The sequence below is a fragment of the Dyadobacter sp. CY312 genome, from assembly GCF_021390535.1.
GTDB lineage: Bacteria > Bacteroidota > Bacteroidia > Cytophagales > Spirosomataceae > Dyadobacter.
In genome coordinates this window covers 110,027-123,066 of sequence record NZ_JAJUXG010000003.1, presented here as the reverse complement: position 1 = coordinate 123,066, position 13,040 = coordinate 110,027, and the positions used below count along the sequence as shown (strand labels likewise).

The 13,040-nt window shown below is 42.6% G+C and carries 12 protein-coding genes; 2 read left to right on the top strand and 10 right to left on the bottom strand.

The features are described 5' to 3' along the window. The 4 genes from LZG71_RS04695 to nuoB all read right to left on the bottom strand — a co-directional run bounded on the left by LZG71_RS04695 (window position 1) and on the right by nuoB (window position 4,942). Window positions 1-1,848 carry a hypothetical protein gene (locus LZG71_RS04695; protein WP_233817505.1) on the bottom strand — a complete coding sequence of 616 codons (1,848 nt, stop codon included), beginning with the start codon at window positions 1,846-1,848 and terminating at the stop codon, window positions 1-3. Between the two features lie 102 nt (window positions 1,849-1,950). Then, window positions 1,951-3,630 (bottom strand): hypothetical protein, encoded by a 1,680-nt coding sequence (locus LZG71_RS04690; protein WP_233817503.1) that lies wholly within the window; start codon window positions 3,628-3,630, stop codon window positions 1,951-1,953. Window positions 3,631-3,712: 82 nt separating this feature from the next. After that, window positions 3,713-4,231, bottom strand: a complete 519-nt coding sequence (locus LZG71_RS04685; RefSeq protein ID WP_233817501.1) for an NADH-quinone oxidoreductase subunit C — start codon at window positions 4,229-4,231, stop codon at window positions 3,713-3,715. A 183-nt stretch (window positions 4,232-4,414) separates the two neighbouring features. Continuing rightward, the gene (nuoB, locus tag LZG71_RS04680; RefSeq protein ID WP_255712713.1) at window positions 4,415-4,942 is read right to left on the bottom strand and encodes an NADH-quinone oxidoreductase subunit NuoB; all 528 of its coding nucleotides are present in this window, start codon (window positions 4,940-4,942) and stop codon (window positions 4,415-4,417) included. Between the two features lie 141 nt (window positions 4,943-5,083). Here nuoB and LZG71_RS04675 point away from each other — a divergent pair, with 141 nt between their 5' ends. After that, the gene (locus tag LZG71_RS04675) at window positions 5,084-5,842 is read left to right on the top strand and encodes a hypothetical protein (RefSeq protein WP_233817499.1); all 759 of its coding nucleotides are present in this window, start codon (window positions 5,084-5,086) and stop codon (window positions 5,840-5,842) included. A 38-nt stretch (window positions 5,843-5,880) separates the two neighbouring features. On the opposite strand, the gene LZG71_RS04670 is transcribed toward LZG71_RS04675, so the two are convergent. Both LZG71_RS04670 and LZG71_RS04665 read right to left on the bottom strand, forming a co-directional pair. Further along, on the bottom strand, window positions 5,881-6,351 hold the full coding sequence (locus LZG71_RS04670) for an NADH-quinone oxidoreductase subunit A (protein WP_233817497.1): 471 nt from the start codon (window positions 6,349-6,351) through the stop codon (window positions 5,881-5,883). Between the two features lie 59 nt (window positions 6,352-6,410). Beyond that, entirely contained in the window at window positions 6,411-7,301 is an 891-nt protein-coding gene (locus tag LZG71_RS04665) for a sulfite exporter TauE/SafE family protein (RefSeq protein ID WP_233817495.1), read from the bottom strand. Between the two features lie 312 nt (window positions 7,302-7,613). Here LZG71_RS04665 and LZG71_RS04660 point away from each other — a divergent pair, with 312 nt between their 5' ends. Continuing rightward, complete coding sequence (locus LZG71_RS04660) at window positions 7,614-9,026, top strand: DUF4932 domain-containing protein (protein WP_233817493.1); 1,413 nt, start codon at window positions 7,614-7,616, stop codon at window positions 9,024-9,026. Window positions 9,027-9,276: 250 nt separating this feature from the next. Here LZG71_RS04660 and moeB read toward each other — a convergent pair whose 3' ends face one another. From moeB to LZG71_RS04640, 4 genes are all read right to left on the bottom strand, one after another. Continuing rightward, on the bottom strand, window positions 9,277-10,326 hold the full coding sequence (gene moeB, locus LZG71_RS04655; RefSeq protein ID WP_233817491.1) for a HesA/MoeB/ThiF family protein: 1,050 nt from the start codon (window positions 10,324-10,326) through the stop codon (window positions 9,277-9,279). 215 nt (window positions 10,327-10,541) lie between these two features. Next, window positions 10,542-11,654, bottom strand: coding sequence for a 2-iminoacetate synthase ThiH (gene thiH / locus LZG71_RS04650; RefSeq protein WP_233817489.1), 1,113 nt, complete (start codon window positions 11,652-11,654; stop codon window positions 10,542-10,544). Next, window positions 11,647-12,411 (bottom strand): thiazole synthase, encoded by a 765-nt coding sequence (locus tag LZG71_RS04645; protein ID WP_233817487.1) that lies wholly within the window; start codon window positions 12,409-12,411, stop codon window positions 11,647-11,649. Before LZG71_RS04645 ends, thiH begins: the two co-directional genes overlap by 8 nt. After that, the gene (locus tag LZG71_RS04640; RefSeq protein ID WP_233817485.1) at window positions 12,405-13,028 is read right to left on the bottom strand and encodes a thiamine phosphate synthase; all 624 of its coding nucleotides are present in this window, start codon (window positions 13,026-13,028) and stop codon (window positions 12,405-12,407) included. The genes LZG71_RS04645 and LZG71_RS04640 overlap by 7 nt, the downstream gene beginning before the upstream one ends. Window positions 13,029-13,040: the final 12 nt, after the last annotated feature.

The following is a 13,040-nucleotide window of genomic DNA, read 5'->3' as shown; positions in this document are numbered from 1 at the left end:
CTATTGGAATGGAACAATAGAAGGTGCAGAAATATCGAAGTCACGAAGTCGTAAGGGAACATTACCAGCTGCTCCGTATCTGAAAGTGCTTGTGTTTCCGGGAATGTTGGGATAATATCCGATTTGCAATTGCAATGTATTAAACGTGAGGTTTTCATTTCGGAGGCGTAGTCCAAGTCCATAACCCTGGTAAAGCGGGCTATCCCGCAGTTTGCCTAAACCATTTACCAAACCCAGGTCGGCAAACATAAAATAGGCGATACGGAATCCTAATAAACTTTTGTCAGAGAAGAATACCGTCTCAGTTCCGATAGTAAGCTTTTTCGTGCCAATAAGCTGGTCGCTGTAAATGCCCCTGATTCCCTGATCTCTGCTGATATTGAGATAATCGAGTGGGTCCCGGTCTATTCCCTGTGCATATTTGATTGTAACGAACTGCCTGAAAAAGCTGTAACGGAAGGGGATCAGGTTGCTGATGTAATTCATTTGTCCGCTCACTACGCCTTGTTGGGCATCGCCACCCTGGGAGTAACTTCCTGTATTGAGTAAAAGATACATATACCCCAGATTGTGAGGTAGATATTTACCAATCGCATATTGTAAGCCAGCGTAACCTCTCTGTCCGTACTCCGTATTTTCCTTTCCAACTGTCAGCGAAAAGAGGCTGCCGACAGGAACGTCCTCCGTGCGTCCAAATCCATAAATCAATACGTCCCGTTTATAATTACGGTTGGAGTAGCCAAGACTGAAAAGTATGGCGCTTTTATCCCAATAGATTTTATTAGTGTCAGCAGAGACTTTCGGTCTTTGCCCGTAGTTATAATTATTATGTCTGATAGCTGTTACGAGCCGGGAATTTTCAGAGAGAATGGTGTTTTTGAAAGGAAATTTGAAAGCTCTCCCCAGCCACATGTCATAATAGTAATAGGAAGTTTGGAAGGTGGGAATCAGCTCCTCGGCGTCAAGAACGTTCCGTTTAAATTGTCGTTGTCGGAAGTAGCCGGCTTCGGCAGCACCCGCGTACTTGGTTTCGTTTGTAAGGAATGGGCGGAAGAATCTTATGGTTCGTTCCTTTACATCTCTTTCCTGAATGAAACGCGCTTGTCCGGTGATGAAGGTTTTACCAATATATGGAATGGTGTAAATGGTTCGAAACTGGAATTTGCTGTCTAGCGTATCTTTCCCATCCCAGCGAATTGCCGTCAGCTGCGAATGCGTGGTTCCTCTTGTATTGATATTATTGAGGCCGACATTAAACTTGTTAAAAGAACTGAATCCACCGGAAAAGTTAAGTGACCAGGCATCTTGTATCAGCACGATGACATCGGCCATCCAGGTCACATCTTCTCTGGGAACTACAATAATACGTGCATCTGTAATGAGTCTATTTGACCGGAGAAGACGTTCGTTGTCTTTCAAAACCTGAGCACGAATATCATCGCCCTCTGAGAATAACAGGAAAGATTTCCGGATCACGCCTTCGCGCGTGTTGGTATGCAGATTTTTGCTAAAAAAGCGTTCAAGCTGGTTCCCTTTCCGGGTCGTGTCGTAAACGGATTCGCCGAGCATGTTAAGTTGGCGAATGACAATGTTACGAATTACCATCCCTTCATATGGTGTGAAAGGATTGGTCTCAATTGTCTTAACCTCGGTTACTTTTCCCTTGTTATAAACATCCCGGAACAGCAACCGGTAAACTGCCTTGGAAAATTTTGTCTTAGACATACGAAGTTTCAAATTCGTATATCTTACACTGTCCCTTTCGTGGGTAACCGTTTTCAGGCTGTCAGGTTTTTGGGCCGCAGCAAGAGAGGTTACGAAAATAAAAAGGAACAAATATCTATACATGGCACTAACTGGGCAAAACCACGGACTCAATGAATAATGTACGTATGATAGATATGAACTGGATCGACTTGGTTAAGATACAAAATCAGGTTTACAAATTGATTATTTCTCTCTGGCTTGCAATATCGCCTGCACCGTTTTTTCCATAGCAGCTGGTCCCGGGGCATTTTTCGCATAGAATTTGCCGTTTGGCCTGACGATCGCAAAAGTGCCGGGCTCAATCGGGTTAAGTTTGAAGAGCAGGTCCATGGTTTGGTTACTGTTCAGAAATAGGTGTGTTCCTTTCAAACGATGCCTTACCATATATTGTTTTACGAGATCCCCGGATACGAAAATCTCCTCTGCCGGTACATGGAAGTAGAGAAATACAACATCCGAAGGTAACTGTGCCTGTAAGGCAGCCATGTATTCCAGCTCTTCGCGGCTTTTCGCATCGTCAAAGTTCCACTTTACGATATAGATCGTTTTTCCTTTATATTGGTCAAGAATACGGTTTGCCCAGGTTGTCCCTCTCTCGTTGGAAGCGCTGAGATAATATCCCGGAAGTGCTTCTGTTGGCTGGGTCCGTACATCTTTAAAGGCGATAAGCTTCTCAATATCGGCACTGTCTTTAACTTCAATTCTTACAATCTCGTCAAGCGATTCACGGAATTGAGGGATCGTTAAAGTGCTTTTAATATGTGAACTAAGTCTTTGTTGCTGGCTGTAAGTGTATTTATGAAAGTTTTTAGGAAGGTATCTTGCCTTCAAAAACTCACGTGCTGTGCTGTCATACAGCTCTCCGTAAAATCTGGCCTCCCTCTCATATCCGAAAAGAAGATTTAATACGAGCTCATTTTTCGAATACAACTTATTGAGGAAATCCAGTTCGGTTTTCTCTGCAACTCCCTTTTCGATGATATCATTTAGTCTGGCTCTCTCGTCCATGGCAAGCTGAGAAGCATTGTCACGGATCAGGGTAGCCATGCGTCGAACAGGAAGTGAATTGGTCCTGCCCGGAGAAGACGCTCTTTTTTCATCCACAGTTCCGTCTGCAAATGTCCCAAAGCGGCTTGCCCAGGTCACCCGCTGCGCTGTAAGCGGAGAATGTGACAATCTGTTAAGGCTGTCGAGAAGATCTTTACCGAGTGCGAAATCATTGGTTAATGCGTATTCGTATAGATTTTGCAGCATTTCGTCATTGGCAAGAGATTGCGTCCATTGCCGCAAAGTAGGATCCACGACACCTCTTTCTGCCACAGCAGCCAACGCCGATAATTTCAACTCAGCTCTTCTATTGGCTAAACTCTGCACCTCATTCGGACTTTTCGCCCAAAATGATTCGTAAAATTTGTTACCCAGTGCAGGATTGGCTGTCAGTTTTTTAATCTCTTCATTTACGTACGTAAAGTTCTGATTGTTGGCATCCGCATTTACACCTGCAAAGTAAAACAGGCGTTTGGCTTTGGTAAGAGAATCTCCGTCAAAAGTAATCTCTATTGTCCCGGGAGATCCTAAAAATGAGGTAAACGCGAGTCCGTTGTAATCCAGATAAATTTCTTCTCTGCCATAGAGCATCGGAAGTGATACACGAAAACTCCCGTCAGCGGCCAGCGATGCCTGTTTACTAAGCTCAGACTGTGGTTGCAGAATGTTGTTCCGGGAAAAAGTAATGGCCGGTGCCTGCCTGTAAAGCCTGCCCGAAAGGTTGAGTACACGCCCTTGTATGATGAGCGAATCGGTTTTTGCAAAAGCTGATATAGAGAGGCAGGTCAAGATGACCGCGAAAGTGACGAAGCGCATTCTTAGAATTTTTAGAAAATTATAACGAATATTTTTTACGTTTTATATAAAATCCTGACGGAGGTTCTCAGTAAACATACAATTAATCCAGTTTTGGTCCATCTTCATACTTCACATATATGCCGTGATATCGGTTTTGTGCCGCATAGTCTTTCCTTAGCGGATGCCCCTCCCAATCCTCTGGTAGCAATATCCTGCGCTGATCAGGATGGCCGGTAAAATCGATACCCATCAGGTCGAAAGCTTCTCGCTCATGCCAGTCGGCAGTTCGCCAGATGTGCGTTACGCTTGGTACGGGAGGAAGTGGCTGATCCGGCGTGTTTCTGGGAAACATTGCTTTCATCATCAGGTCATGTCCGTACGGAATGGAAGTCAGGTTGTAAATTACCTCCATGGTAGCAAGCCCGGGACCATTATCAATAGCCGTGATGCAAGCCAGATAGTCGAAATACAACCGATCATCTTCATGTAAAAATTGGCATATACCGGCGATTTCTTCAACCGGAACGATCAATATCGGTTGCGGACTTTTGAGATCCGTATCTATTTTGATGTGTTCAAATCTGCTTACTATAATTTCTACTATTTCCTGAAAGGTCATCGTTGGGAGTAGTTAGGTGGTTGGAGGGGTTAAAGAAATTGGGTAGTTAGAGAAGTTAATTAGAGTAGTTAAGAAGTTAAAGTAGTTAGAGAGAGAAGTAAAATGCGAAACGAAGAAACCTGAGAAATCTAATTAAAGGGTCTTTTTAATTCTCACATTTTACATTTCACCACTTTTCTATTTTCACCCGTTAACCAATTCTTTCTTTTCTTCCATTTCCAGAAATAATTCGGGAGCCAATGGGTGTTCTCCTCTTATTTTTTCCTGCAATTTCATAAATCCGCCAATAAGCGCTTCTGGTCGTGGCGGGCATCCCGGAACGTAAACGTCTACCGGAATGATCCTGTCAACACCTTTCACCACATGGTAACCATGTTCCCAATAAGGCCCTCCGCAATTGGAGCAGCTTCCCATCGAGATCACATAACGCGGTTCGGGCATTTGTTCGTAAAGCCGGCGGATTCGGTCAGCCATTTTGAAGGTGACAGTCCCGGCAACAATCATCACGTCCGACTGGCGAGGGGAAGGCCGGGGCATAATTCCAAACCGTTCCAGATCATAATGGGAAGCATAAGTCGCCATCATTTCAATCGCGCAGCAAGCCAATCCGAATCCCATAGGCCACAAAGATGAAAGCCTCGCCCAGTTCATCAAATCCTCAGCATTGGTTAGTATAATTCCACCGTCTCCGGTTTTTATTCTTTCACTCATTTGGATATCTTTTTCGGAGGTAAGTGTGGTACAATATTTGCTTACGCTGGCTTACCGCTTTATACACAAAAGTAATTATAATTGGGTAGAAAAGGGCCTGTGTCCACGCATATCATTATCCATAAATCACTACAATATATTATGACAAACAAACTACTTGCCATTCTGGCTTTATTGGTGTCGATTGGCTACGCTCACGCACAGGATGATACAGACAGTTCTGCCTTAGCAAAGAAATACCAGACTGGATTTGCAGTTTATGCAGAATTTGGTGTTTTGCCTAACAAAAGTTTCAAAGGAATACGTGATCAAATGAAGGCTTTGAATATCGAACCGTTCGAACCTGTAATGGCCTCGATTGTTTTAGCCAGAAGGATGGAAACTGATAAGTTTTTCATGGAAAGCAGGTTGATTCTGATGAACAGCAGCAAATATAAGGATGATAACAATGCCATGAGAGGTATGTTTCGGGGCATTGGTTTAGGGGTTGACGCAAGTCCGAAATTTGTAAATTCAACACGTTGGAATTTGCTCGTCCCCATTGGTTGGGACATTATGTTGTATCAGCTTCGTGTTAAAAATAACAAGTCGGCGAGTTTGGCACAGGTTATCCAGAACCCGAACAATTTTACTTCGATGAAACTTTACAACGGGAGTTTCAACCTACACGCAGGGATAGGGGCAGATTACAAAATGAACCTGTTTCCAAAAGTTTATGACAAAGTTTACCTGAGCGCGAAGGCAACATACCATTTGCCGATTTTCAAAAGAGGGCAGTGGCGTGGAGATGATGTTACGATCACTGACCTGCCGTCCTTTAAAGCAAATCAGCTATATGCGCAGCTTGGACTGGTATTTTTCCCAAAAAGAAATCATAGAACGTGGAGAGGTATGCACTAAGAAAATAGCTGGTTTGATCGGAGGAACGGTTGAGCCAGCTATTTTTTCTGATATTTTTCATTCACCTTACGGTACAGGTCAGCAGGTACGGGTGATTTTACTTCCGGGATAAGCGGTGCAGGTCTCACCCAATCCAGATATCCTTTCGCCCATGCGTAAGCGAGGCCAAGTATCAGAATGACAACGAATACAGTCATTTCCGCCATTGCGAACCATCCCCATTGACCATTGGTTTGGGCGATAAGTTCTTCATTTCCAAAAACGACCGCCCAGGGAAATAGAAAAAGCAATTCTATTTCAAAGAGCACAAAAATGAGCGCAATTACGTAAAAACGTACATTGAAGCGAATATTGGCATTTCCCAACGGGTCTTCACCAGACTCGTAAGTAGTCAGTTTTTCTTCGTTTGGCCGATGGGGTCTGAGAAATTTTGCAATGGTCAGCATGAGTCCCATCAGAACCAGTGCTGCAATAATAAATAGAAGAATGTATCCGAAATCGGTGGTCATGAGCAGAAACAGATTTGCACAAATCTAATGAATTTGGTCCCGATGCTCAAATTTGAAGTTTATATAAGTCCTGTGCTGGACAAAATGGTGCGCAAACTAAGTCCTATTACCAGAATACCAACAACAAGCATGAGTGGCTTGCGCTTAATTTTCCCTACAATGAGCGCTCCAAACGGAGCCGCTATAACCCCGCCGACAATCAGCCCCAAAACAACCTGCCAGCTATTCACACCGTGAAAAATGAGAAAAGTAATTCCACTGGCAAAAGTGATTGCGAATTCTGCCGCATTTACGGAGCCGATGGTATAACGGGGATCTCGCCCCTGACCAAGTAGTGTGGAGGTGACAATAGGTCCCCATCCGCCACCGCCAATAGAGTCCAGAAAACCGCCAGATGCAGCCAGGACCCCAATTCTTTTTGTTTTGTTTTTGACAAAATTCTTTTGAACTGCTTTTCTGATAATGATGATCCCCAAAACGAGCATATAAAAAGCGATGAAGGGTTTAATGAAATCACCGTCGATTATATCAGAAAGAAGATATGCACCCGTTACTGCGCCAAGAACGCCCGGAATTAAAAGACTTTTGAAAAGCTTTTTGTTGATGTTTTTAAAACGAAAATGAGAAATAGCAGATGCGCCGGTGGTGAACATCTCGGCCACATGTACGCTCGCACTGCTTACTGCCGGAGTCACACCCAGGCTTAGCAGAAATGAGGTACAGGTTACGCCATAAGCCATTCCAAGTGCGCCGTCTACCAGCTGAGCGGCCAAGCCAACAAGCAAATACAAAGCAAAGTCGCTTTCAAGAAAGGCTTCAAAACCTTCCTGATCCAACGCGATTGTACCATTTATAGTCAAAAAACCGATTAGTAAAACGAAAATACCAACCGGCAGAATGTACCAGGCGGGATGTGTCGGGAGTTTTAAGGAAAGGACTTTCTGCAACATGGGTAAGCGTTTTAAAGATATTCATTCGTAAAGCTGGTCGCAAAACTACTAAAACTATTTAATCTACCAAATTTATAGAGTAAATTTCATTAGATTTTAATGCTCATTCTGAGGATTGATGTTTGCGAATGGGCGCGAACTAAATATGTACATTTCAGTAGTAATGAAATGCAAATTCTGAAATTGAAGTTTTGGAATTAGAAAAAACACGCACGATTTCTTTCTGGGAGATCCAGTAAATTTTAGATTTATATCTTCTTTATGGTTTGCATACAGCAAGCCAGCAATCTTCATCCTTCAAACCAGAAATTTATGTTTAAAAGCAAGATTCTCTTTTTTACAGTTTTAGTGTTAATCACAGTAAAAGGATTTAGTCAAAAGCTGCCGGTGGTTAATGCAAGCGATCTTAAAATAGATATACGTATAGGAAATGAATTTTATAAAGGACAATGGAATCTCAATACTTCTCTAAGACCGGATGTTTATGATGCTTATGTTACCGGCACCAGCACACCAGTAACCTTCATAAGCGACCGCGATTCGATTAGGTTTGACGTAAAACCTGGCCATTCATATCCCTTTGTTTTTGTAATAAATGGCAAAGACAGCGCTTTCACAGAGATTAAAGGTATCAAACTGGTACCACGTGCGGTTTTTTCGAATGAATATAAGAAAACGCATTTTGGTAAAACCTCCGTGGAAATTCCAATGGTGTATGAATTGCTAAACATTGTATTTGCTATCACTGAAACGGGTAAAAAGGACAATGGGCTTATATACAAAGACATGCCCTATTATCAGGAAGTCTTAAAATGGTTTGAACCGTTTGCAAAAGAACCGGTTGTGCAGAGGATTAATGCTGAACTTACAAACCCGGATGACATGTATCACGCATTAAAAATGGATGGGTATTCGTTTGAGTTTTCTAATCAGGGAAAAATAGAAAAAAGTAAGATTTACAATAGGATTGGCAGGGCCAACGTCAATTTTCTGGAACCTTTCATTGACGATCTGCAAACCTTTGCCACTAAGACTAATTTCAAGAAATTCTATCAGGATCATTCTCCTGTATATAAAAAGCAAATAGAAATTTATCGCGATTCAGTGGGTGTGCCTGTTATGCAAAAGTGGTTGACGCGTAATTTTCCATCGACCAGTTATGAATCGTTTAAGATTATCTTCTCTCCGTTAGTAGCTGGAAACCAGTCGGCAAGCTGGTTTGAGAATAATGATTTTCATGAAGCGCAGGCACATGTCAATTTTCCTTATGGAATTCATAATAGTCAGAAAAAGTGGTCAAAAGAGGCGTCATTTGTAATGGCAGGTAGCATTTTGTTTACAGAACTCAATCATGCATTTATTGGCCCGGAAGCAGATAAGCCACAATATCGCAGCAGAATTACCAAGGCATTTTCTGATTTAAACATTTGGAATGAAAAAGGAAAGCCTGCCGAATTGGGTTATAATGATCCGTCGTCGTCCTTTGATGAATACATGAATTGGGGTTTGGTAAGTTTGAGATATCTGGATTATGCACCAAAATCGGAGCAGGAAAAACTTATTGCGGGAATTGAAAAAATGATGGTGGAAGGACGCGGTTTCAAAAGGTTTGCGGAGTATAATCAGTTTTTGGTACAACTATATAAAAACAAAAAACAGGAACAAACCGTGGCCGATCTGTATCCTGAAATTGTAAGTTGGTTTGAAAACAGTGCTACCAGGTAAGCTTGATCAGCGAAACCGAGTGACGGGGTAAAAGTATGTTTTGATTAAAGTGAAAGCGTAACAATTATTGTAAAAGTGAGACGAGATATTCCTGGATTCATAAGCGATTTTGATACAGCGCACAAAGAGTTTTGTATACGCAATTACTTGGTTTTTCGCACCTTTGCGCCCGAAAACATTAATACGTTGAATGAACTCAACGTATTTAGCTAAATTCATTGAATGAACTCAGTGAATTAACAAAAAACCGTTATTTCTCCTCCTTCATCCAATAACTCAACCCTTCAAAATTGTTCTTATTCAGCAGTTTTAAAGCCATTAAACTTCTCAGTCCGCTACGACAGTAAAAAACAACTGTTTTATCGGCGGGCATGGTTGTAAGTTTCTCAGGCAAATCGGGAAGTGGGATGTTGATACCGCCGATAAAATCTTCTTCAAATTCATATTCCTCACGCACATCCACTAAAAAAATATCGTCCGGATCAGCTTCTATCATTTTTTCAAAGTCAGGGAATAATAACTGTTTCGGATCGACTTTTATAACTTCCACCATCGGCAGATCGTCTTCCTTTATTGTTATTTGAGAATCAAAATTTCTGTTGAAATGGAAAATGTTGGTTTGATTCGTCAGTGTATTAATGACCAGTAACTGACCAGATAATGTCTCGCCGATTCCACAAATTACCTTAATTGCCTCATTAGCCATGTAGCTCCCGATGATGCCTGGTAAAATTCCAATCACGCCAGCAACTTCACAATTATCGCCTTCTTCTGCTTCCGGAAATAAACAGCGGTAGGTAGGGCCGCCTTTGTAATTGAATACTGAAACCTGACCTTCAAAACGAAGTATGGAACCGAATATCAACGGTTTATTTAGTGCAACACAAACATCATTGGCAAGGTATCGGGTAGGGAAGTTGTCCGACCCATCTATGACCAGATCAAAACCGGAAATGATTTCAGCTGCGTTTTCTTCTGTCAGTCTCACGGGGAAAGGGATGTGACTGACAAATGGATTCATGATTGACAACTTTCCGGCGGCTGTGATTGCTTTTCCTTTGCCGACATCTGCGGTCGAATACAAAATCTGGCGATGCAGATTGGTTACATCCACAGTGTCATCATCCACAATACCAATTGTGCCTACGCCTGCTGCGGTTAGGTATTGCAAAACAGGACAGCCCAAACCGCCTGCACCAATTACCAAAACCTTTGCAGCCTTAAGTTTTTCCTGACCTGCCAATCCCATTTCAGGTAGCGTAATCTGGCGTATGTATCTTTTTCGTTCTTGTGGTTCCATAAAGTTTACGCAGAGTTACACGGAGTTTTAAGGAAGAGAGCCACAGAGTTTTTTAATTAACTCAGCACTTCATTTTCGTCTCCATGTAACCTAATAAAATATTCTATCCAATCTCCCCCCACAGGTTCATTTTTTCACTGTAGTTTAAAGAGAGTCACAGCGTTTTTTAAATTATCTCTGTGTAACTCTTTTTTCTCCGTGAATCTCTGTGTCACCTAACTAAATACCCTATCCCAGTCTTTCCAAACGGGTTCATATCCTTTTGATCTGATCATTTCTGCAATCGTCTCCGGACTTCTTTCGTCCGAAATTTCGAACTGTTCCAAAGATTCTTGCTCGACAGCATATCCACCCGGATTTGTTTTGGAACCTGCACTGATGGATGTAATTCCAAGCTGCACACAATGATTCCTGAATTTTTCCGATTCGCGCGTCGACAGAGAAATCTCTACTTCTTCATTGAACAAACGATAAGCACAAATGAGTTGCACAAGTTCGCGATCATTCATCTCCACCTTTGGTTCCAGTCCACCCGAAAATGGACGAAGCCTTGGGAATGACAAACTGTAACGGGTTTGCCAGTATGTTTTTTCGAGATAATTGAGATGTAAGGCAGTGAAAAAACTATCCGTTCGCCAGTCTTCCAACCCGATTAAAACACCCAAACCCATTTTGTGAATACCACCCTGTCCCAAGCGATCCGGTGTCTCCAACCTGTAATTAAAGTTAGATTTTTTTCCTTTGGGGTGATGCTTTTTATAGTCTTCTTTATGGTACGTTTCCTGATAAACCAAAACGGAAGTTAGTCCCAACGGAATCAATTCAGCGTATTCATCCGTATCCAATGGTTGTACTTCCATGGAAACCTGAGCAAAATGAGGACGGATCAGTTTGAGTACTTTTTTGAAATACTCGACGTGCACCGTTTGGTTGGCTTCTCCGGTTACCAGCAGCACATGTTCATAACCCAGTGATTTTATCACAGCGACTTCCTGCAAAATCTCAGCTTCAGTAAGGGTTTTTCTCCGCACTTTATTATCCAGACTGAATCCGCAATAAGTGCAAATGTTCGTGCATTCATTGGAAAGATACAACGGTATGTAAAGTTGAATAATCTTTCCAAAACGCTTTTGAGTCAGTTGCTGGCTTAGCTGCGCCATGGGTTCAAGATAAGCAGCGGCTGTGGGAGAAACCAGTGCCTTGAAATCTTCCAAAGTTCTTCTGGAAGCGTTCAGAGCATGTTCCACATCAGTTTTTGTTTTGGAATAAATGCTTTCCCTGACTTCATCCCAGCTGTGTGACTCGAATGTATCTTTAAAACTAGTCATCTAAAAACGCGGTTAACGGGCTGCTGGCAACAGCAAAGTTTCCATGTTTGGCAAGCCTCGCCTGATACGCCATTCTTCCGGCTTCCACAGCCATTTTGAAGGCAATCGCCATTTGAACCGGATCTCCTGCCACGGCAATGGCTGTATTCACCAATACCGCATCAGCCCCGATCTCCATCGCTTTTGCTGCGTCCGAGGGAGCACCAATTCCGGCATCGACAATCACCGGAATATTGCTTTGCTCAATAATAATTTCTAGAAAATCGATGGTTTTTAAACCTTTATTACTTCCAATGGGAGAACCCAAAGGCATTACTGCGGAAGCACCTGCATTTTCCAGTCGTTTACACAGAACCGGATCGGCATGAATGTATGGTAAAATGATAAATCCCAGTTTTGCCAGTTCTTCCGTTGCGAGCAACGTCTCAATAGGGTCGGGCATCAGGTATTTTGGATCGGGATGAATTTCCAGTTTGAGCCAGTTCGTTTCAAGCGCTTCTCTTGCCAGTTGCGCTGCGAAAATCGCTTCTTTGGCAGTTCTGACCCCAGATGTGTTGGGAAGTAAATTGATTCGGGGATGTTTGAGATGCAATAAAATGTCGTCGTCAACGCTGTGCATATCCACCCTGCGAAGGGCAACTGTTACGAGTTCGGAGCCTGAAGCGATCAGCGACTCTTCCATAACTTTCGATGAACTAAACTTCCCGGTCCCTGTGAAAAGCCGTGATGAAAATGCCTTATCTGCTATTTTTAACATAAGATTTGATTGATTAGAGAAACCAGGCTTTTGGGATTTTCCGAACGAATGATTGAGCCGGAAATGGCTACCCCGTGAATGCCTGTTTCGGTTATTTCAGCAATATCGGGGAGTGTAATTCCCCCAATCGCAATAACAGGAATGGATTGGCCTAGCTGCCTTAGTGTATACATAATTGCCTGGTATCCTTCCAACCCGACAATAGGGCTCAGGTTCTGCTTGGTTGATGTATATTGAAAAGGTCCCAAACCCACATAGTCTGCTCCTTCTTTGATTCGGTCCAAAATGTTTTCCAGCGTATTTGCTGTTCCACCAATGATGGTGTCTGGGGCAACAATTTTTCTTGCCTCACTAATCGACATGTCGGACAGTCCAAGGTGCAGTCCGTATGCTCCAACTTCTTTCGCAACATGCGGAAAATCGTTTATAATCAGTTTTGCCTGATATTCATCGCAAAGCAGTTTCGCTTCATTTGCCTTTTCTAATACATATTCATCTGGCTGATCTTTTATGCGAAGCTGAATCCAGCGGCATCCTGCATCCAAAGCAATTTGAATGCTTTCGAGATGGCTTAATCCGTTGGTCTGGTTTGATATGAATTGTAGCTTGTCGATCATGCTAATTTTTTG